Origin of the sequence: Streptomyces sp. NPDC020299 (genome assembly GCF_044387825.1) — a bacterium.
Lineage (GTDB): Bacteria > Actinomycetota > Actinomycetes > Streptomycetales > Streptomycetaceae > Streptomyces.
In genome coordinates, this window is sequence record NZ_JBIRWL010000013.1 from 156,032 (window position 1) to 175,897 (window position 19,866).

Here is a 19,866-nt window from a genome sequence, read left to right on the forward strand (position 1 = left end):
GAGAGGGACCGGCGCCCCGGCCCACGGTTTCCCGTCGGCCGAGGCGCCGGTGCTGCTCTGTCGGTCCGCGGACGACGCTAGCCGCACGTCAGCGTCGGCTTCGCCCAGTCACCGTGGTCCTGGCCGTTGCCGTCGCCGGCGTCACCGACCTTGAGGTCGACCACCTGGGCGCCGCTGATGTCGACGTCGACCGGCACCGCGGCCTGTTTGCCGTGGAGCGTCGGTGTGGTCACCAGGGTCTTGCCGTCGGCGATCACGGAGAACGTCACCGTTCCCCCGCCACCTGTCTCGTCGTCGACCCCGACGTCCGCCGTCAACCGCGAACACTGTCCGGCGAGGTAGAGCTCGACGTCGCTGACCGCGTTGGTGCCCAGGCCCTTGGTGTAACCGGTGCCGGCGATGCTGATCGGGCGGCCGTCCCCGGCCGCCTGCTCGCCGACGCTGCTGTCACGCTCCACCGGACCCCAGCCGTTCGTGGACGACAGGAACGGCAGGTCGCTCACCGCGCTCTTCCCGGACGGGGGAGCCGGCGGAATCCCGCCGACGATGCGCTCGTCGCCGTTGGTGGTCTGCCGTCCGTTCTGCCGGTAGTGCACCGTGGCGGTGAGCGCCGAGGCGGACGGCAGCTTCCCGTCCGGCGGCTGGACCTTCCAGGCGAAGGTGGCCGAGGCGCCCGCGCGCAGGCGCTTGACCGACGTGGGGCCCGTGGCGCTCACGCTCCAGCCGTCGGGCGCCAGGAGCGAGGCCGTCAGCCGGGAGGCGGACGCCCTGTCCTTCGGTACCCGCACCGTCGCCTCGGCCGTGAAGGCCTTTCCCGACTGAGCGGTGTCCGGCACGTCCAGGGTGACGTCCGCCCCCGGCCGCTTCGGCATCGCGTACTTCTTGTGGCTGTAGCGGGGGCTGTCGTTCTGCGCGACCCGCAGGGACGAGGCATAGCTGCCGTAGTTCGTGAGCGAGACCTTGCCGAGCCCGCCGGTGCTGCCGTCCAGGTTCCACACGGCGATGGCGACGCTGTTGTGGCCGTTCGGGTCCAGGATCCCGTCGGGAACCGGGAACGTGTGCTGCGGGCCGAGGTAGTTGACGTAGTTGCCGACCTGCCAGCCGTTCACGAAGATCGTGGCACGGTACTTGCGTGACGGGTCGTCGGTGAACGTCAGTCCGAGCGAGGTGTCCTGGCCGTGCGGCAGGTCCAGGTCGACGTCGGTGCGGTACCAGGAGACCCCGGGGCGGGTGTCCTTCGCCGGCAGGGACACCGTGCTCCACCCGCCGTCCGGGTAGCCCGGCAGGGACCAGCCGGCCCGCTCGCCGTACAGGCCGCCCGTCGAGAGCGGGCCGCGCACCGTGTCCTCGGGGTCCTCGCCGCCCCGTACGCCCTGCAGCCGCCAGGTGACGGCGGTCAGCGGCGCTCCGACGAGGGAGGCGCTGGTCAGGCCGCGGGCGGTCTTGTTGCCGTTGGTCGAGTTGTAGTCCTCCTCGTGCCCCATGTTCACGGTGAGCACGGAGATGACGTTGTCGCCCGTGGACTTGACCGCACCGGCCGGGAAGGTGAAGTCGGCGCTGCCTGTGGTGGAGCTGCCCAGGAAGGTTCCGTTGAGCCAGGCGGAGAACGCCTGCGCGTCACCGCCGGAGTCGGAGACCAGGTGGATGCCGGTCTCCTTGCCGCCGGCGCGGAAGCGGCCGCGGTACCACGTGTTGCCGGTGTGGAAGCCGTAGTCGTCCGCGTAGAGCACCGGCAGCGAGTTGACGCCGGAGACGCTGTTGGTGGTCGTCCTGTCGGCCACCTGCCAGCCGGAGTCGTCGAAACCGGGGGCCGCTTCGGGGGATTCGTCGGCGTGCTTCCAGTTCGTCAGCGCCGGCAGGTGGATCGGGGCGGCCACCGGGATCTTCCCGGTGAGGCTGCCCGTCCCGGTGGCCCGGGTGTCCAATGCCCTGCCGTTCCAGGTGACATGGCCGGCGGTGGTGAACACCTCGATGTCCTGGTCGTCGGCGTTGTCACCGGTGAGCGCCACGGTGTCGCCGCCGTCCAGGCCGGTCGCCGTCCGCAGCAGATGGGTGCCGCGCACCAGTACCGGGCCGGTCGCCGTGTCCTGACGCCAGAAGGTCTCCGCCGTGGCCTTGTCGCCGACGAGCAGCAGCAGCGGGCGCTTTCCGCCGCCGCTGACGCTGATGCGGGTCAGGCCCTTGTGCGTGTAGTTCAGCCGCAGGTCACCGGTGGCCTCGTCCCAGGTGGTCGTGGCGGTGCCGCCGCTGGTGGTCACGGTGGGCTTGGAGGAGTAGCGCAGTACGGTCTCGCCGTCGCTGCCCTGGTCACCGTAGAGCACGGCGACGTCCCGGGCGCCGATGGCGGCGTGGGTCATGATCTCCGACGTCGAGTACTGCAACTGCGAGTCCCCGAGCCGGTAGTTCGACACGATCACGTGCGAGTCGCGCCCGTCGAGCGTGATCGCGGTGCCCGGCTGCTGCGGTACGACCGGGTAGGTCGGCTCCGCGGCGGAGGCGCCCTTGGGCACGTCGATGGCGTCGATGGCCACGTAGTTGGCCGTGGACCCCGAGCTGTGGTTCCCGGCGACGACGATCTTCAGGGTGTGCGCCCCGTCCGTCAGGCCGGTCTTCTGGAAGACCACCGCCTGGTTCTCGCCGCCGGAGTCGTCGACGGTCGCCACCTTGGTGCCGTCGAGGTAGACGTCGGCGTTGCCGTGGTTGTTGGTCTTCGAGCCGATCCAGCGGACCGCGGTGCCGTCGAAGGGGACGGTGAGCGAGTCACCGGCCTTGTCGGAGAAGGACTCGGTGTGCTTGTAGTCGCCGCCGGTGTAGCTCGTGTCGGCCACGTGCGACCACGAACCGGTGTACTGCAGCGCGGAGTCGGGGTCGTCCCAGGTGTAGGTGGTGTCCGCGGACGGCTGGGCGTTGAGGTCCAGCGAGATATGGGTCTTGTCGACCGCCGTGGAGGTGGAGTTCCCGTGCCGCAGGACGTGGAACTGCGTCTTGGTGTCGGGGTTCATCCGGGCGGTGTCGACGACGGCGGAGTTGTCCGGCGGGGTGGACCTGATCGCCGCGGTCTTGGTCAGCGGGGCGACCGACTGCGTCAAGTACCCGATCAGCTTGTCCTCGTAGTACTTCGGATCGAGCTGGCGGTTCTCCCGGATCGCCGCCCCGTAGTCGTAGGACGTGTAGTTCTGCGGCATGCCCAGCCAGCCCCAGTTGGTGCCGCCGTAGGTCATGTAGAAGCTCTGCGCGGTGGCGCCGACGGCTATGTTCTGCTTGTAGAACACGTTGGCGAACTGGTCGTTGATCAGCTGGGCGCACTTGTCGTAGCCCGGCCCGCCCCAGGGGTCGAAGGCGCCGCCCTGGAACTCCGGCGAGTACAGCGGCTTGCCGTCCGGGTGGTCGTAGCTGATGTCCGGTACGCCGTTCCACTTCGAGGGGTTCGAGCAGTTGAAGCCCTGCGGGTAGGAGTCCGGTCCGTCGACGTCCAGTGCGCCGGTACCGGAGTTGAAGGTGCCGTTGTTGTTGCCGGTCAGCGGTACGGTGATGCCGTCGGCGCGGGCCTTGTCCTGAAGGTGCTTCATGTAGGAGTGTCCGGCGGCCGAGCCGTTGTAGTACTCGTTCTCGACCTGGTAGGCGATGACCGAGCCGGTGCCGTTGGTCAGTTGGTGGCGGGCGATGATCCGGTCGATCCGGGTCAGCCACTCGTCCGCGTACTTCAGGAACTGCGGGTCGTCACTGCGGTTGTGCCCGGCCTTGGTGGTCATCCAGCCGGGCAGGCCGCCGCTGTCGACCTCCGCGTTGATGTACGGCGCCGGGCGCGCGATCACGTAGAGCCCGGCCTCCTCGGCCATGTCGAGCAGCTTGTCGACGTCCCGCACCCCGCTGAAGTCGTACACCCCCGGCTTCGGCGAGTGGTATCCCCAGTCGAAGTACAGCGACGTGGAGTTGAACCCGGCCGCCTTCATCTTCTGGAAGATGTCGCGCCACAGGTCCGGGCTCGGGAGCCGGAAGTAGTGGAACTCGCCCGACCACAGGTAGGTGCGCTTGCCGTCGACGAGGAACGAGTAGCCGTCGAGGCTCACCGTGTGCGCCCCCGCACCGGCGGCAGGAGCGGCGGCGGGTGCCTGCCCGCCGAGGTCCCGCGCCGCGGCGGGCGCGGTCATGCCCGCGGCCAGGGCGATGGTCGCGGCCGTCGCGAGGGCCGCCCTCCACCATCGGCGCCGACCGGGTCTCGCAGCTTCTGAATCGATCCGATTACTCCGCACTGCGGCCTCCATACCGCCTGAGCAATCAGTATCAAACAGACTCAGGCAAAGCCGAACAGTAAAGGGGCACAAGGCTCAACACAATGGGGAGTCCGGCGGCGTTCGCCCAACAACGCGTCAAAGGATCTCCGGGACGCGGTACTCGCTCATCGCGTCGATGAGCCAGCGGCCCAGGTAGTCGGCGAAGGAGGAGCGGGGGAGGAGCCGGTATGTCGGCAGGTCATCGACCTGCCAGAGCAGTACCGGGACAGGGCCGACCGTGGTCGACACCGCCCGGCCGGGGGCGAACGCGCGGGGATGCAGGTCCAGCGGGCAGCCCTTCTCCAGTACCGGCCGGGCGGCCGGGCCGCTCAGTTCGAGCGTGGTGCGGTTCGCCGAGACGTCCACGACCGAGCCCGGCTCTCCCGCGAGCGCCTCGCGCAGGTCGGCGGTCACAGTGGCGTCCAGGGGCTGGGACACCACGAGCCATTCGTCCGGGCCGAGCCATACGACCGTGCGGGGGCCGCGGGAGGCGGTGCCGCCGCAATGACGGGGGAGGGGCGCCCCCAACGCCTTCCCGATGCGTTCGGCCGCTTCGGAAGCGGCATCGACGCGCACGTTCACCATGGTGAGGAACGCCCGCTCCGTCAGCGCGACGCCGCGGGCCCCGGTGAGGGCGGCGGCGCGCATCCGCTCCTCCAGGTGCGCCAGTGGGCTGCGGCGCAGTGCCACCGGTCCGGCGAGGTCGGTCGGGTCAGCCATCGCGCTTGGTCCCTTCGGGGTCGTAGAGGACGGAGTCGGTCACCTCGACGGGCACCAGGTCCTCGCCCACGGGGGCGAGCAGGGTCTCGCCGAGCCGTGCCCGTCCGCCCGCGACGAGGGCGAGGGCGAAGGGGCGGCCGAGGGCCTGGCTGTGGTAGCTGGAGGTGACGTGGCCGAGCATCGGCACGGGCACCGCCTCCAGGCTGACGTCCGGCGCGACGAGCTGGGTGCCCTCGGGCAGCCGGGTCGTGCGGTCGAGGGGCAGCAGGCCGACCAGCTGCTTGCGGTCGGCGCGGGCGGTGTCGGGCCGGGAGTGGGACCGCTTGCCGATGAAGTCCTTCTGCCGGGAGACCACCCAGGACATGCCGGCGTCCTGCGGGGTGACGGTGCCGTCGGTGTCCTGGCCCACGATGACGTAGCCCTTCTCGGCGCGCAGGACGTGCATGGTCTCGGTGCCGTACGGGGTGATGCCGTACGGCCGCCCGATCGCGTCCACCTCCTCCCAGACCGCCTGGCCGTACCACGCGGACACGTTGATCTCGTAGGCGAGTTCACCGGAGAAGGAGATCCGGCAGACGCGGGCCGGGATGCCGGAGGCCAGGGTGGTCTCGCGGAAGGCCATGAACGGGAAGGCTTCGGCGGACAGGTCGACGTCGGGGGCCAGGTGGCCGACGACGTCGCGTGACCGCGGGCCGACGACGGCGATCGTCGCCCACTGCTCGGTCACCGAGGTGCAGTGGACGTCGAGTTCGGGCCACTCGGTCTGCAGCCACTCCTCCAGCCAGTCCAGGACCCCGGCGGCACCGCCGGTCGTGGTGGTCATGAAGTAACGGTTGTCGTCGAGACGCAGCGTCACACCGTCGTCGAAGATCATGCCGTCGGGCTTGCACATCACGCCGTAGCGGGCCGTGCCGGGCTTGAGCTTCTTGAAGGCGTTGGTGTAGACGCGGTTGAGGAACTCACCCGCGTCCGCGCCCCAGATCTCGATCTTGCCGAGGGTGGAGGCGTCCATGAACGCCACCCCCTCACGGGCCGCGCGGCACTCGCGGGCCACGGCCGCGTCCATGTCCTCCCCGGCCTGGGGGTAGTACCAGGGACGCTTCCACTGGCCGACGTCCTCGAACACCGCGCCGTGCGCCACATGCCAGTCGTGGATGGACGTCGTGCGCTCCGGGTCGAAGAGATCGCCGCGCTCCCGGCCGGCCAGGGCGGCGAAGGCCACCGGCGTGTACGGCGCACGGTAGGCCGTCGTGCCGATCTCGCCCAGCGAACCGCCGAGGACCTCGGCGATCACACCGATCGCGTTGACGCCGGAGGTCTTCCCCTGGTCGTTCGCCGTGCCGAGGGAGGTGTAGCGCTTGACGTGCTCGACGCCGAGCATGCCGGCGCCGGTGGACCGCCGGACGTCGGCGACCGTGACATCGCGCTGGAGATCGACGAAGTGGGTGTCCCAGGCATCGTCGGGGCCCGGCACCAGCCACAGGGCGCGCACGTCAGGGCGTGGCTCTTCGTACGGCGCCGTCGGTACCGGCACCGGGAACCCGGCCTCCGTCGCGGCCAGCGCCCCGGCTCGCGCCCCCTCGGCCACGCACCCGTCGAGCGAGTACGTTCCCCGGGCCGCACCGACGACGTGCTGGTTCCGTACGGTGCCGTCGGGTACGAAGGCCACCAGGTCCTCGTCCCAGCGCAGCCGTCCCTGACGTTGGCTGTGCAGGTGCACCACCGGACTCCAGCCGCCGGAGACGGCGAGCAGGTCGCAGTCCAACCGTTCGGCAGTACCGGTGAGTCGGCCGCCCGCGTCGAGTCCCCGGACGGTGACCGAGGTGATCCGCCCCTCACCCTCGGTGCCGACGACCGCGCTGCCGGTCAGGACCCGTACGCCGGTCGCCGCGGCGACCTCGGCGGCCCGCTCGGACAACCCGGGTCGGGCGTCCACGACGGCGGCCACCGCGACGCCCGCGGCGTGCAGGTCGGCGACCGTGTCGTAGGCACTGTCGTTGGTGGTGCTCACCACGGCCCGCGAACCCGTCGCCACGCCGTACCGGTTGAGGTAGGTGCGGACGGCACCGGCGAGCATCACGCCCGGCCGGTCGTTGCCGGCGAAGACCAGCGGGCGCTCGTGTGCGCCGGTCGCGAGGACCACCTGGCGGGCCCGGATGTGCCACAGCCGCTGGCGTGACACTCCCTCGGGGGCGGCGGTGCCGAGGTGGTCGGTGCGCCGTTGGAGGGCCAGCACGTAGTTGTCGTCGTACGACCCGAACGCCGTGGTGCGGTGCAGGACGACGGCCTCGGGGGCGGCGTCGAGTGCCGCGCGGGCGCCGGCCGTCCGGTCCAGGGCGCTCCGCGTGCCGGAGAGCAGCGAACCGCCGGGCTCCGGCTGGTCGTCGACGAGGATCACCCGTGCGCCGGACGCGGCGGCAGCGGCGGCGGCCGACAGCCCGGCCGGCCCGGCGCCGACGACCAGGACGTCGGTGTGCACGTACTTCTTGTCGTAGGCGGCCGGATCGGGGGCCGGGTCGAGCCGGCCCATGCCGGACAGCGTCGTGGCGTTCAGTCCGTCGTACAGCTCCACCGCCGTCGCCGCGAGCATGCCCTCCGAGCACGGGCCCTCGATCTGGAGCAGGGCGTTGGGCTCCTCGACGCCCGCGGAGACGATTCCGCGCGGGCGGCCGCGGTACAGCGACGGGGCGACCTGGACCAGCCCGTTCGCCAGCATCGCCGAGGCGACGGTGTCCCCGGGGTGCCCGGTCAACTCCCGTCCGTCCACGGTGAATCGCAGCACTGTGCCACGGTCGACGCGGCCGCCGTCCGGGAGCCGGAATCGCTGGTCGGTCATCGGTTCCCTCCGGCCTGGGGCAGTTCGGGGCGGGGCTCGTCGAGCCCGTAGGCGGCGAGCACCTCGTAGGTGACGGTGTCGCGCAGGACGTTGAACCAGCGGTGGCAGCCGGTGCTGTGCATCCACCGCTCGGCGAAGGGGCCCTTGGGGTTGTCGCGGTAGAAGACGTACTCGGCCCATTGCTCGTCGGTGAGGCCCGCCGGGTTCTCGGGACAGGGGACGTGGGCCTGTCCGCCGTAGTGGTACTCGGTCTCGTCCCGGGGACCGCACCACGGGCAGTCGATCAGCAGCACGAGGTCCTCCTCAGTGGGCCACGGCCGCGGCGCCGTGTTCGTCGATCAGTGCGCCCGTCGCGAAGCGTTCGAGGGCGAAGGGGGCGTTCAGGGGGTGCGCCTCGCCCGTGGCGAGGGTGTGCGCGAAGGTCCAGCCGGCGGCCGGAGTGGCCTTGAACCCGCCTGTTCCCCAGCCGCAGTTGACGTAGAGGTTCCCGACCGGGGTGGGGCCGATGACCGGGGAGGCGTCCGGGGTGACGTCGACGATGCCGCCCCAGGTCCGCAGTACGTGCGCGCGGGCGAAGACCGGGAACAGCTCGATGGCGGCGGCCATCTGCTCCTCGATCACATGGAAGGAGCCGCGCTGCCCGTAGCCGTTGTAGGAGTCGACACCCGCGCCCATCACCAGTTCCCCCTTGTGGGCCTGGGAGACGTAGACGTGCACGTGGTTCGACATGACGACCGTGGGGTGCACCGGCTCGTGGAGTTCGGAGACCAGCGCCTGGAGCGGATGGGACTGCACCGGCAGCCGTACGCCCGCCCGGGCGGCCAGCACGCTGCTGTGCCCGGCGGCCGCGAGTCCGACCCGGCCGGCGAGGATACGGCCCCGGTCGGTCTCGACGCCCACGACCCGGTCGCCGTCCTTGACGAAGCCGGTGACCTCGCAGCCCTGGATCAGGTCCACGCCCAGCTCGTCGGCGCGGCGGGCCAGCGCCCAGGCGACGTGGTCGTGCTTGGCGATGCCTGCCCGCGGCTGGAAGGTGCCGCCGAGGACCGGATACCGGGTGCGGGACGAGACGTTGAGGATGGGGCAGACCTCGGCGACCTCGTCCGGCTCCAGCCACTCGGCGTCGACTCCGTTGAGGCGGTTGGCGTTGACGCGGCGCACGCCCTCGCGGACGTCCTGCTGGGTGTGCGCGAGGTTGAGGACACCGCGCTGGCTGAACAGGAAGTCGTAGTCCAGCTCCTCGGGCAGCCCCTCCCACAGCTTGAGGGCGTGTTCGTAGATCGCCGCGCTCTCGTCCCAGAGGTAGTTGGAGCGGATGATCGTGGTGTTGCGGGCCATGTTGCCGCCGGCCAGCCAGCCCTTCTCCAGGACGGCGACATTGGTGATGCCGTGGTTCTTGGCGAGGTAGTAGGCGGTGGCCAGGCCGTGGCCGCCCCCGCCGACGATGACGACGTCGTACGAGGAGCGCGGCTCGGGGTTGCGCCAGAGGAAGTCCGGATGCTCCGGCAGCGGCTCGGCGGTCATGCCGCGTCTCCGTTCACGTGGGGCAGGTGGGGGTAGAGGGGGAAGGCTGCGGCGAGCTTCCCGACCCGGTCGCGCAGTTCGTCGTCCGGCCGTTCGCCCTTCAGGGCCTCGGCGACGATGTCGGCGGCCTCCCGGAACTCCGCCTCGCCGAAACCGCGCGTGGCCAGGGCCGGGGTGCCGATCCGCAGGCCGGAGGAGACCATCGGCGGGCGGGGGTCGAAGGGCACGGCGTTGCGGTTGACGGTGATGCCGATGCGGTGCAGCCGGTCCTCGGCCTGCTTGCCGTCGAGCGCGGAGTCGCGCAGGTCGACGAGGACCAGGTGGACCTCGGTGCCGCCGGTCAGCACGGTGATCCCGGCCTCGGCCACGTCGTCGGCCAGCAGCCGTCCGGCGAGGATACGGGCGCCGGCCAGGGTGCGCCGCTGGCGTTCCCTGAACTCCTCGCCCGCCGCCACCTTGAAGGCCACCGCCTTCGCCGCGACGACATGCTCCAGCGGGCCGCCCTGCTGGCCCGGGAAGACCGCCGAGTCGATCTTCTTGGCGAGGCCGGCGCGGCTGAGGATCACCCCGCCGCGCGGGCCGCCGAGGGTCTTGTGGGTGGTGGTCGTGACGACGTCGGCGTACGGCACCGGGCTCGGGTGCAGGCCCGCGGCGACCAGGCCGGCGAAGTGCGCCATGTCCACCATCAGGTAGGCGCCGACCGCGTCGGCGATCCGCCTGAACCCGGCGAAGTCGAGGTGGCGGGGATACGCCGACCAGCCGGCGACGATCATCCTGGGCCGGTGGGCGAGAGCGAGCTGTTCGACCTCGTCCATGTCGACGCGCATGTCGGACTCGCGCACGTGGTACGGCACGACGTTGTACAGCTTGCCGGAGTAGTTGACGCGCATGCCGTGGGTCAGATGCCCGCCATGCGCCAGGTCGAGGCCCAGGATCGTGTCGCCGGGCTGGAGCAGCGCGAACATCGCGGCCGCGTTGGCCTGGGCGCCCGAGTGCGGTTGCACGTTCGCGGCTTCGGCGCCGAACAGTTCCCTGACCCGGGCGATGGCCAGCCGCTCGACGACGTCGACGTGTTCGCAGCCGCCGTAGTAGCGGCGGCCTGGGTAGCCCTCGGCGTACTTGTTGGTGAGCACGGAACCCTGGGCCTGAAGGACGGCGGCCGGGGCGAAGTTCTCCGAAGCGATCATTTCGAGCGTCGACCGCTGGCGGTGCAGTTCGGCGTCCACCGCGGCGGCGACGTCGGGGTCGAGCTCGCTCAGCGGACGGGAGAGGGTGGAGGTGACCGGGGTCGGGGCGGTTGTCATCTGCACACCATCCTGGGAGACGACTGAAAGATGACTGGTATATCAGCCTGTGCGGTAAGGTATGTGAGCTCATCGCACCGGGTCAAGGGGGCATCCATGCAGCAGGTGGCGGCCACAGTCACGGGAGACGCCAAGGGGGACGAGCAGTCGCTCGCCGAGCGTGCCTACCGCGCCATCCGGGACCGGCTCGTCATGCTGGAGATCCGCCCCGGCGCGCCGATCAACGAGGAACAGCTGGGGCAGTTGCTCGGGGTCGGCCGGACTCCGGTGCGCGAGGCGCTCAAGCGGCTCCAGTACGAGCGTCTGATCACGACGTTTCCCCGGCGCGGCACCTTCGCCACCGACGTCAACATCACCGACCTGGCCCATATCTCCGAGGTCCGCCTGGAGCTGGAGCCCCTGGCCGCCGCCCAGGCCGCACGACGCGCGACGGCCGCGGACCGGGCGGCCCTGACCGCGCTGCGGCTGGAGCTGGAGGGGGCGGGCTCCCGTGGTCAGGACGCCACCGAACTCCTGCACCTGGACCTCCAGGTGCACCGCGCCGTCTACGCCGCCACGCACAACCCGTACCTGGAGGACACCCTCGTCCGCTACGACAACCTGGCCACCCGCATCTGGTGCCTGTTCATCGACCGGCTGTCCGACATGGCCGGGCATGTCGGGGAGCACGGACCGTTGATCGAGGCGCTCGTCGCCGGTGAGCCCGACAGGGCGGCAGAACTCGCCCGCAGCCACGTCAACGGCTTCGAGCGGGCCATTCGCGAAGCGATCTGAGGTCTCAGACCGGCGGGCCCCCAGCATCGCGCGCCGGCCGGCCCTGACATGGCGCGGGTGCCCTTGTGGATCCGCGACGGCGCGCCCTCACCCGGGCAACCTGCCCAGAGCCCGACGGCCGTGACGGGCTCCTGACCAAGCGCCGGGGACCGGGCGGCACCGCACACCAGCGGCGCCGCCCGGTCCCCGGCGCACCGCGTGTGCTGTCGCGTCGTCGGCCGTAAGAGTCCCGTCAAGGCCGCGGGGGCCGCCGTATGGGAGCCGTCAACGAGGACTCCGATCCGGCCGGTCAGGAGGTTTCCTCGAATCGTCCGATTCGAACGAACCTCACTCCAGGAGTTCGCGATGGCCGATCTGGCCTTCGTCGTCATCACGCTCGCGGGTTTCGCGCTGGTCGCGCTCGTCGCCAAGGGGGTGACGAAGCTGTGACCGCCGAGAACATCGTCGGCCTGGTCGTGGCCGTCGCCCTGCTGGGCTATCTCGTCCTCGCCCTGATCTTCCCGGAGAGGTTCTGAGAGCAGCCATGGGTCCCGTACTCGCCGGCCTGCTCCAGCTCCTCGCCCTCACAGGCGCACTGGCACTGGCCTACATCCCGCTCGGCACCTACATGGCCGGGGTCTACTCCTCGAAGAAGCACCTGCGCATCGAGAAGTGGATCTACAAGGGCATCGGCGCCAACCCCGACGCGGAGATGACCTGGCCCGCGTACCTGCGCGGTGTCCTCGCCTTCTCTGCCGTCGGCGTCCTCTTCCTCTACCTGCTGCAGCGGCTGCAGGGCGTCCTGCCCGGCTCTGTGGGCTTCGCCTCGGTCAACCCGGCACAGTCGTTCAACACGGCCGTGTCGTTCGTGACCAACACCAACTGGCAGTCGTACTACGGCGAGCAGACCATGGGGCACGTCGTGCAGACCGCCGGTCTGGCCGTGCAGAACTTCGTCTCCGCGGCCGTCGGCATCGCCGTCGCCGTGGCGCTGGTACGCGGCTTCGCCCGCTCGCGTACCGGGGAACTGGGCAACTTCTGGTCCGACCTGGTACGCGGCACCATCCGCGTCCTGGTGCCGGGCGCGGCGATCGCCGCCGTCGTGCTCGTCGCGTGCGGCGCGATACAGAACTTCTCCGGCATCCATGAGGTCGGTCAATTCTTCCATGGGCACAGCGTGGGCGGGTCGCAGCAGTGGAACGGCGGCGCGGTCGCCTCGCAGGAAGCCATCAAGGAGTTCGGTACGAACGGTGGCGGCTACTTCAACGCCAACTCCGCCCACCCGTTCGAGAACCCCACCCCGTTCACGAACCTCTTCGAGATCTTCCTGCTGCTGGTGATCCCGTTCTCGCTGACCCGCACGTTCGGCGTGCTGGTCGGCAGCGTGAAGCAGGGGTACGCGATCCTCGCCACGATGTTCACCATCTGGCTGGGCTTCGTGGCCCTGATGATGTGGACCGAGTTCGCCCACCACGGCGCGGCGCTGCAGGCCGCGGGCGGTGCGATGGAGGGCAAGGAGGTCCGCTTCGGCGTCGGCTCCTCGTCGATCTTCGCGGTGTCGACCACGCTCACCTCGACCGGCGCGGTGGACTCCTTCCACTCGTCCTTCACCGGTCTCGGCGGCGGCATCACCATGCTGAGCATGATGCTGGGGGAGATCGCACCCGGCGGCACGGGTTCCGGCCTCTACGGCATCCTGATCATGGCGGTCATCGCGGTGTTCATCGCGGGTCTGATGGTCGGCCGTACGCCCGAATACCTGGGCAAGAAGATCGGCGGCCGGGAGATGAAGCTCGCCGCCTGCTACATCCTGATCACCCCCGCCCTGGTGCTGGTGTTCACCGCGGCCTCGATGGCGCTGCCCACGCCGCCGCACTCGATGCTCAACCCCGGTGCGCACGGCTTCTCCGAGGTGCTGTACGCCTTCACGTCCGCCGCGAACAACAACGGCTCGGCCTTCGCCGGTCTGAACGCGAACACCGACTGGTACAACACCATGACCGGGCTCGCGATGCTGCTCGGCCGTTTCCTGCCGATGGTGTTCGTCCTGGCCCTGGCCGGCTCGCTCGCCGAGCAGCAGCCTGTGCCGGTCACCGCGGGCACCCTGCGCACCGAGAAGCCGCTGTTCACGGGCCTGCTGGTGGGCGCGATCCTGATCATCACCGGGCTCACCTACTTCCCCGCCCTCGCACTGGGCCCGCTCGCCGAGGGGCTGGCGTGATGACCACCGACACGAAGAAGCAAGAGGACTCGATGTCCGCAGTCACCCCGGCCCGGGCGCCGCACAGCGACGTCCCCACCGGTCACAAGGCCGCCGAGGGCCGTGTCGGCGCGGGCCTGTTCGACCCCAGGCAGCTGCTCAAGTCGCTGCCGGACGCCTTCCGCAAGCTCGACCCGCGGGTGATGGTCAAGTCGCCCGTGATGTTCGTGGTGTGGATCGGCTCGGTCCTGACCACCGCGTTCTCGTTCAAGGACCCGAGTGACTGGTTCGGCTGGGCGATCAGCGCCTGGCTGTGGCTGACCGTGGTCTTCGCCAACCTGGCGGAGGCGGTCGCCGAGGGCCGCGGCAAGGCCCAGGCCGACACCCTGCGCAAGGCCAAGACCGGCACGGTCGCCCGCCGGCTCATGGGCGACGGCGAGGAGCACGTGCCCGGCACCGAGCTGAGGATCGGTGACCTGGTGGTCTGCGAGGCCGGGGACGTCATCCCGGGCGACGGTGACGTCGTCGAGGGCGTGGCCAGCGTCGACGAGTCGGCGATCACCGGCGAGTCGGCCCCCGTCATCCGCGAGTCCGGCGGTGACCGGTCCGCGGTGACCGGCGGTACGAAGGTGCTGTCGGACCGGATCGTCATCAAGATCACGACGAGGCCCGGCGAGACCTTCATCGACCGGATGATCAACCTGGTCGAGGGCGCGGCCCGGCAGAAGACGCCGAACGAGATCGCCCTGAACATCCTGCTGGCGTCCCTGACCATCGTGTTCCTGCTGGCCTGCGCCACGCTGCCGCCGTTCGCCGACTACGCGGGCACGCACCTGTCGATGGTCGTGCTGGTGGCCCTGCTGGTCTGCCTGATCCCGACCACCATCGGCGCGCTGCTCTCCGCGATCGGCATCGCGGGCATGGACCGCCTGGTCCAGCGCAATGTGCTGGCCATGTCCGGCCGTGCGGTCGAGGCCGCCGGTGACGTCTCCACACTGCTGCTCGACAAGACCGGCACCATCACCCTCGGCAACCGCCGGGCCGCCGAGTTCCTGCCGGTGCGGGGCAGCACGGACGCCGAGGTCGCCGACGCCGCCCAGCTGTCCTCGCTGGCCGACGAGACCCCCGAGGGCCGCTCCGTCGTCGTACTGGCGAAGGAGAAGTACGGGCTGCGCGAACGCCACCAGGGCGAACTGGCGCACGCCGACTGGATCGCCTTCACCGCACAGACCCGCATGTCGGGTGTGGACATCGACGGCAAGAGGATCCGCAAGGGCGCGGCCGGCTCCGTCGTCGCCTGGGTCGAGGAGCAGGGCGGCACGGTCGCTCAGGACGCGGAACAGCTCGCCGACCGCATTTCCGAGGCGGGCGGCACTCCGCTCCTCGTCGCCGTGGAGGACACCGACGGCGCCCGGATCCTGGGCGTCATCCACCTGAAGGACGTCGTCAAGGACGGTATGCGGGAGCGGTTCGAGGAACTGCGGCGCATGGGCATCAGGACGGTCATGATCACGGGTGACAACCCGCTGACCGCGAAGGCGATCGCCGAGGAGGCGGGCGTCGACGACTTCCTCGCCGAGGCCACGCCCGAGGACAAGATGGCCCTCATCAAGCGGGAGCAGGCGGGCGGCAAGCTGGTCGCGATGACCGGTGACGGCACCAACGACGCACCCGCGCTCGCCCAGGCGGACGTCGGCGTGGCGATGAACACCGGTACGTCGGCCGCCAAGGAGGCCGGCAACATGGTCGACCTCGACTCCGACCCGACCAAGCTCATCGAGATCGTCGAGATCGGCAAGCAACTCCTGATCACCCGCGGCGCGTTGACCACGTTCTCCATCGCCAACGACGTCGCGAAGTACTTCGCGATCATCCCGGCGCTGTTCGCGGCGGTCTACCCGGGCCTGGACAGGCTGAACATCATGCACCTGTCCTCGCCCGACTCCGCGATCCTCTCGGCCGTCGTCTTCAACGCGCTGATCATCGTCGCGCTGGTGCCGCTGTCCCTCAAGGGCGTGCGGTACCGGCCGATGAGCGCGGACCGGATGCTGCGCCGCAACCTCGGGATCTACGGCATCGGCGGCCTGATCGCGCCGTTCATCGGTATCAAGATCATCGACCTCCTCATCTCGCTGATCCCCGGGCTGTAACTCCTCGAAGGCGTGCTGAAGAACATGAACAACTCCTTTGTGAACACCGCCCGGTTGCTGGGCGCGGGCCTGCGCGCCCTCCTCGTACTGACCCTGGTGACCGGAGTCCTCTACCCACTGGTCGTCACCGGCATCGCCCAGGGGCTGTTCCCCGGCAAGGCGAACGGCTCCGAGATCAGGGCGGAAGGCAAGGTCGTCGGCTCCTCCCTGATCGGGCAGCGGTACAACCTGCCGCTGAGGAAGGGCCAGGAGACCCCGGACCCGGACCTGAAGTGGTTCCAGGGCCGCCCGGCGAACGGGCTCGGCACCAACAGCGTCAACACGGGGTACAAGCTGCTGCTGTCCGGAGCCACCAACCTGTCCGCCGACAGCAAGGATCTGCTCAAGCAGGTCGAGGACGCCAAGTCCGCCGTCATGAAGGACAACTCGGTGCCCGGCTACACGGTCAGGCCCTCCCAGGTTCCCGCCGACGCGGTCACCTCCTCGGGCTCCGGCCTGGACCCGGACATCTCCCCGCAGTACGCCGGCCTCCAGACGCACCGGGTCGCCGAGGAGAACGGCCTGTCCGTCGCCCAGGTGGCGAAGCTCGTCAAGGACCACACCGAGGGCCGCACCCTGGGCTTCATGGGCGAACCCCGCGTGAACGTCCTCGAACTCAACATCGCGCTCAAGACCCTCGTGGCCAAGCGGTGACGGCCTCACGCGCCCCGCACGCGCCGCGGTGCCGGTCAGGTCAGTCCCATGAATTGCAGGGCCATCGGTACCATGCCGCTCTGCGGCAGGCCGTGCCCCACGCCCTGGACGCTGATCGCCTCGACGGGGGCGGTGGTGCCGGTGCCGCCGTACCGGGTGCGGGTCCAGGCCGACCTGGGGTGGTCCGTGAAGGCCGGCGTCTGGCTGACACCGAGCACGTTGGTCCACTGCTTGATCTCTTCACCGAAGTCGACGTAGCTCAGCGTGGTGTCCTGGGTGCCGTGCCACACCTGCATGCGCGGCCGGGGTCCGCTGTACCCCGGATACGCGGCGCGCACGAGGCCGCCCCACTGTTGCGGTGCCTTGGTGATCCTTCCGCCGGAGCAGTCGCTGTTCCACTCCGAGCCGTTGGTGGTGGCGAAGCAGCCGAAGGGCACGCCCGAGAACGCCGCGCCGGCCTTGAAGATGTCGGGGTAGTCCCCGAGCAGCACGTTCGTCTCCATCGCGCCGGAGGAGAAGCCGGTGACGTAGACGCGGTTCGGGTCTGCGCCCCGATGCTGTTCCTCCCACCGCACCATCGACACGATGCCCGCCGGGTCGCTGCTGCCGTTGTGCGTCAGCGCGCGCGGTGACGACACGTCGAAGCACTTGCTGGCGCGGGTGACCGACGGGTACACGACGATGAACCCGTGCTGGTCGGCCAGCGAAGCGAACTCGCTGCCCGAGTGCATGGCCGGTCCGGAGCCTCCGCAATAGTGATTGGCCACCAGGATCGCCGGGTGGGCGCCGGCGTTCTGCGGCACGTATTCGTACATTCTCAGGTTGGACGGGTTGTATCCGAAGCCGGTGACTTCGGTCAGCGTTGCCGCTGCCCGCGTCGCCGCCGAGGCCGGCACCGGCGCCATCAGCGCACCCGCCGCCGTCAGGCACGCGGCGGCGAGTGCGGTCAGAGCGGAAAGCAACCTGTTCATGGGGGTATTGCCTCCTCTTCTTCGGCAGGACCGACGGACGCCCGTGCGGCACGGCGCGGGCGGCCGGGGCCGGCACGGGAAGAAGGCCACTGGCCGGGGAACCGTTCCACCGTTGCGCCCCTCTTCCCGCGCCGCCCGTGGTTCAGGAGTTGCTCGGACCGGCTGGGGTTTCTACCTGCCGTAGCCGGCCGCCGTGAGGTTGGCCTGTACGGCGTTCTCGGTGGCGTCCGAGGGGTAGCCGGACGTCATGACGCCCTCGTAGAAGGTGCCGGCGGAACCGTGGCTGTTGTCGCCGCCGATGCCGAGGATGATGGCTCCTTCCTTCTTCATCGGGTTGTAGCCCGCGACGTTGGGGCGCGTGCCGTTGTAGAAGGTCGACAGGCCGCCCGACTGGGCGTTGCCGCCGCGGATGGCCCAGTGGTTGGGGCCGCCCTTGACGACGGCGGTCAGGTAGCGGTGGCTGATCGAGGGATCGCCCGCGTTGTAGCGCTGGTTGACGCCGGAGAACAGGCCGTTCTCGAGGTCGGCCATGATCCAGGGGCCGTTGCCCGAACCGTAGCCCCAGACCTTGATGTTGCCGAAGTAGATGGCCTCCATGGTGCCGTTGCCGTTGTCCCGGCTGTTGGTCTCGGCGTTGCCGTAGTCGAAGCAGCAGCCACCGTTGTAGTGCGTGCCGTCGAGGACGGCGTACATGCCCTCCGGCTGGTCTCCCTTGGCGACACCGTTGGTGTTGTTGTTGCGGTAACCGGTGCCCGGTGCCACGTAGACGCCGTACGCCTTGTGGCCGCCGATCGTGATCGGTGCCGCGGTGGCGTTGGCGAGGTTGTCGTACCCGCCCGCGGCCGGGCCGGAGAACCCGCCGGGGGGTGCCTGGGTGAGGCGGTTGTTCCGCCCGGACTGGTCGTAGATGACGGTGATGAGACAGGTCGTGCGGGCGCAGAACGAGTCCTGGGTGGCGGCGTTGGCGTATCCGCCGGCGCTGAGGACGCCGATGTCGCGGGTGGCGTTGTCGGAGGCGCGGCGGACCTGGTACAGCGGGCCGTTGTAGGAGGAGTACAGGGCGCGGGTCGTGCTGTGCGCCGCGACACAGGGGGTGCCGCCGGCGGCGTACAGGTCGCACGGCGCCGAGCCGGCGGCCGCGGCGGCGGGTGCGGCCGGCGCCGTGCCGGTGAGCACGCCGACGCTGAGGGCGGCTGCCGCGCCTGTCGCCAGCAGCGCGCGCTGCAACGTGCCGAACCGTGAGCGGATGGGCATGACTGAGCTCCTTCGAGAGTGGGGGGCAGCTGTCTCACCCGGTACGGGCATGCGGCTTCAGAACTGCGTGAAGAACTTCCAGACCTCGCCCGGCACCCAGGTCCTGGAGCCGCTGTCACCGCCGGCCCCGTCCTGTGGTGCGGCGATGTGGCCCTCGTCGAACGCGGCCCACTCCACGGGATGTCCGGCCGAGCACCCGGAGTAGGTGGTGATGCGGTGGGTACGGCTGCCCTGTGCGGGCTCGGGCGGGTTCTGGGCGGTGCAGCCGTTGTTGTGGACGAACTTGTCGCGCAGGGCTCGTCCGCCGGAGATGTTCAGAACGTTGTCCCGGATGCCGTGCACTCCGAGGTATGCGATGGGTTGGGTGCCGCCGCTGCAACCGCTGAGCTGCCCGCCGGACTGGACCGCGACCGCGCGGAACACCGTCGCCCGGGCACACGCGAGCGCGTAGGTCATGGCCGCGCCGTAGCTGAACCCCACGGAGAACAGCCGGGTGGTGTCCACGCAGAGCGCACCCTCGACCTGGCTGATCACGGCGTCGGTCAACTTCAGGTCCTCCCCACCGGAGTTGGCCCAGCCGTTGCCCAGGCCCTGGGGCGCGACGAAGACGGCGCTGTTGTCGGCCAGCCGCTGGAGTCCGTAGTACGCCCAGGTGCCGTTCTCCACGGTGCGGCCCGTGGCGACGTCGGTGGCGGTGCCGCCCAGCCAGTGGAAGCCGAAGACCAGCCGGTAGGCGTGGTTCTTGTCGTAGTTGTCCGGCACCTTCAGGATGTAGGTGCGGCTCTTGCCGTTGATCTGCAGGGTGTGGGTGCCGCTCGTCAGGCCGGGGGCCCTGCCGCAACCGGCGGTCGCCGCGGCGGCATGGGCGGCCGTGAGGGTCGTGTGCCGCCCACCGTCGCCGGCACCGGTGCGCAGCGATGTGCCGCCGGTGACCATGGCCAGAGCGACAAGCGCCCCCACCAGGACGGGCCATAACTTGGGTCTCGTCATCACTTCACTCCTTCGTTCGTCCAACTCGGGTGTGAAAGAACGGAGTTCGCCGCTTGCGGGCTCAGCGGCAGCCGGCGGCGGCGATGTTGGCCTGTACGGCGTTCTCCGCGGCGTCGGAGGGACAGCCGGAGCCGACGGCTCCCGGGGGAGGGAGCAGGCGTACAGCGTGGTCAAGGGGTCGGAGGCATACCGAACTC

13 protein-coding genes and 1 pseudogene are annotated in these 19,866 nt (G+C 70.2%); 5 read left to right on the forward strand and 9 right to left on the reverse strand.

Going from position 1 to position 19,866, the window contains the following annotated elements; genetic code table 11:
- Positions 1 to 77: 77 nt before the first annotated feature.
- The 6 genes from ACH45E_RS30490 to glyA all read right to left on the reverse strand — a co-directional run bounded on the left by ACH45E_RS30490 (position 78) and on the right by glyA (position 10,658).
- Positions 78 to 4,151, reverse strand: a complete 4,074-nt coding sequence (locus ACH45E_RS30490; RefSeq protein ID WP_361453670.1) for a beta-galactosidase — start codon at positions 4,149 to 4,151, stop codon at positions 78 to 80.
- Positions 4,152 to 4,370: 219 nt separating this feature from the next.
- Positions 4,371 to 4,994, reverse strand: a complete 624-nt coding sequence (locus tag ACH45E_RS30495; protein ID WP_361453667.1) for a sarcosine oxidase subunit gamma family protein — start codon at positions 4,992 to 4,994, stop codon at positions 4,371 to 4,373.
- A complete protein-coding gene (locus ACH45E_RS30500) occupies positions 4,987 to 7,830 on the reverse strand; it encodes a sarcosine oxidase subunit alpha family protein (protein ID WP_361453664.1) in 2,844 nt (947 codons plus the stop codon). The genes ACH45E_RS30495 and ACH45E_RS30500 overlap by 8 nt, the downstream gene beginning before the upstream one ends.
- Positions 7,827 to 8,123: a sarcosine oxidase subunit delta gene (locus ACH45E_RS30505; protein ID WP_361453661.1), complete on the reverse strand. Its 297-nt coding sequence runs from the start codon at positions 8,121 to 8,123 to the stop codon at positions 7,827 to 7,829. Before ACH45E_RS30505 ends, ACH45E_RS30500 begins: the two co-directional genes overlap by 4 nt.
- Positions 8,124 to 8,133: 10 nt before the next feature.
- On the reverse strand, positions 8,134 to 9,354 hold the full coding sequence (locus ACH45E_RS30510) for a sarcosine oxidase subunit beta family protein (protein WP_361453658.1): 1,221 nt from the start codon (positions 9,352 to 9,354) through the stop codon (positions 8,134 to 8,136).
- Positions 9,351 to 10,658 carry a serine hydroxymethyltransferase gene (gene glyA, locus ACH45E_RS30515; RefSeq protein WP_361453655.1) on the reverse strand — a complete coding sequence of 436 codons (1,308 nt, stop codon included), beginning with the start codon at positions 10,656 to 10,658 and terminating at the stop codon, positions 9,351 to 9,353. Before glyA ends, ACH45E_RS30510 begins: the two co-directional genes overlap by 4 nt.
- A 96-nt stretch (positions 10,659 to 10,754) precedes the next feature.
- Between glyA and ACH45E_RS30520 the strand changes: the two genes are divergently transcribed.
- The 5 genes from ACH45E_RS30520 (at position 10,755) to ACH45E_RS30540 (ending at position 16,454) form a co-directional block, all read left to right on the forward strand.
- A complete protein-coding gene (locus tag ACH45E_RS30520) occupies positions 10,755 to 11,432 on the forward strand; it encodes a GntR family transcriptional regulator (RefSeq protein WP_361453652.1) in 678 nt (225 codons plus the stop codon).
- Positions 11,433 to 11,857: 425 nt separating this feature from the next.
- Positions 11,858 to 11,947 carry a K(+)-transporting ATPase subunit F gene (gene kdpF / locus ACH45E_RS30525; RefSeq protein WP_016434100.1) on the forward strand — a complete coding sequence of 30 codons (90 nt, stop codon included), beginning with the start codon at positions 11,858 to 11,860 and terminating at the stop codon, positions 11,945 to 11,947.
- An 8-nt stretch (positions 11,948 to 11,955) separates the two neighbouring features.
- Positions 11,956 to 13,632 carry a potassium-transporting ATPase subunit KdpA gene (gene kdpA / locus ACH45E_RS30530; RefSeq protein WP_361453649.1) on the forward strand — a complete coding sequence of 559 codons (1,677 nt, stop codon included), beginning with the start codon at positions 11,956 to 11,958 and terminating at the stop codon, positions 13,630 to 13,632.
- Positions 13,632 to 15,761, forward strand: a complete 2,130-nt coding sequence (gene kdpB / locus ACH45E_RS30535; protein ID WP_361453646.1) for a potassium-transporting ATPase subunit KdpB — start codon at positions 13,632 to 13,634, stop codon at positions 15,759 to 15,761. The genes kdpA and kdpB overlap by 1 nt, the downstream gene beginning before the upstream one ends.
- Before the next feature lie 24 nt (positions 15,762 to 15,785).
- Positions 15,786 to 16,454, forward strand: coding sequence for a potassium-transporting ATPase subunit C (locus ACH45E_RS30540; RefSeq protein ID WP_361453643.1), 669 nt, complete (start codon positions 15,786 to 15,788; stop codon positions 16,452 to 16,454).
- Between the two features lie 35 nt (positions 16,455 to 16,489).
- Here ACH45E_RS30540 and ACH45E_RS30545 read toward each other — a convergent pair whose 3' ends face one another.
- The 3 genes and pseudogenes from ACH45E_RS30545 to ACH45E_RS30555 all read right to left on the reverse strand — a co-directional run bounded on the left by ACH45E_RS30545 (position 16,490) and on the right by ACH45E_RS30555 (position 19,669).
- A complete protein-coding gene (locus ACH45E_RS30545; protein WP_361453640.1) occupies positions 16,490 to 17,425 on the reverse strand; it encodes a PHB depolymerase family esterase in 936 nt (311 codons plus the stop codon).
- Between the two features lie 180 nt (positions 17,426 to 17,605).
- Positions 17,606 to 18,679: pseudogene (locus ACH45E_RS30550) on the reverse strand (arabinofuranosidase catalytic domain-containing protein); the annotation flags it as partial.
- Between the two features lie 57 nt (positions 18,680 to 18,736).
- Positions 18,737 to 19,669, reverse strand: coding sequence for a hydrolase (locus ACH45E_RS30555; protein ID WP_361453637.1), 933 nt, complete (start codon positions 19,667 to 19,669; stop codon positions 18,737 to 18,739).
- Positions 19,670 to 19,866: the final 197 nt, after the last annotated feature.

What these genes read in the sequence shown, in the direction of transcription:
- ACH45E_RS30540 (WP_361453643.1), top strand. Translation starts at nt 15,786, where the DNA reads ATGAACAACTCCTTTGTGAACACCGCCCGGTTGCTGGGCGCGGGCCTG.
- glyA (WP_361453655.1), bottom strand. Translation starts at nt 10,658, where the DNA reads ATGACAACCGCCCCGACCCCGGTCACCTCCACCCTCTCCCGTCCGCTG.
- ACH45E_RS30555 (WP_361453637.1), bottom strand. Translation starts at nt 19,669, where the DNA reads ATGACGAGACCCAAGTTATGGCCCGTCCTGGTGGGGGCGCTTGTCGCT.
- kdpA (WP_361453649.1), top strand. Translation starts at nt 11,956, where the DNA reads ATGGGTCCCGTACTCGCCGGCCTGCTCCAGCTCCTCGCCCTCACAGGC.
- ACH45E_RS30500 (WP_361453664.1), bottom strand. Translation starts at nt 7,830, where the DNA reads ATGACCGACCAGCGATTCCGGCTCCCGGACGGCGGCCGCGTCGACCGT.
- ACH45E_RS30545 (WP_361453640.1), bottom strand. Translation starts at nt 17,425, where the DNA reads ATGAACAGGTTGCTTTCCGCTCTGACCGCACTCGCCGCCGCGTGCCTG.
- kdpB (WP_361453646.1), top strand. Translation starts at nt 13,632, where the DNA reads ATGACCACCGACACGAAGAAGCAAGAGGACTCGATGTCCGCAGTCACC.
- ACH45E_RS30495 (WP_361453667.1), bottom strand. Translation starts at nt 4,994, where the DNA reads ATGGCTGACCCGACCGACCTCGCCGGACCGGTGGCACTGCGCCGCAGC.
- ACH45E_RS30490 (WP_361453670.1), bottom strand. Translation starts at nt 4,151, where the DNA reads ATGACCGCGCCCGCCGCGGCGCGGGACCTCGGCGGGCAGGCACCCGCC.
- ACH45E_RS30510 (WP_361453658.1), bottom strand. Translation starts at nt 9,354, where the DNA reads ATGACCGCCGAGCCGCTGCCGGAGCATCCGGACTTCCTCTGGCGCAAC.
- ACH45E_RS30520 (WP_361453652.1), top strand. Translation starts at nt 10,755, where the DNA reads ATGCAGCAGGTGGCGGCCACAGTCACGGGAGACGCCAAGGGGGACGAG.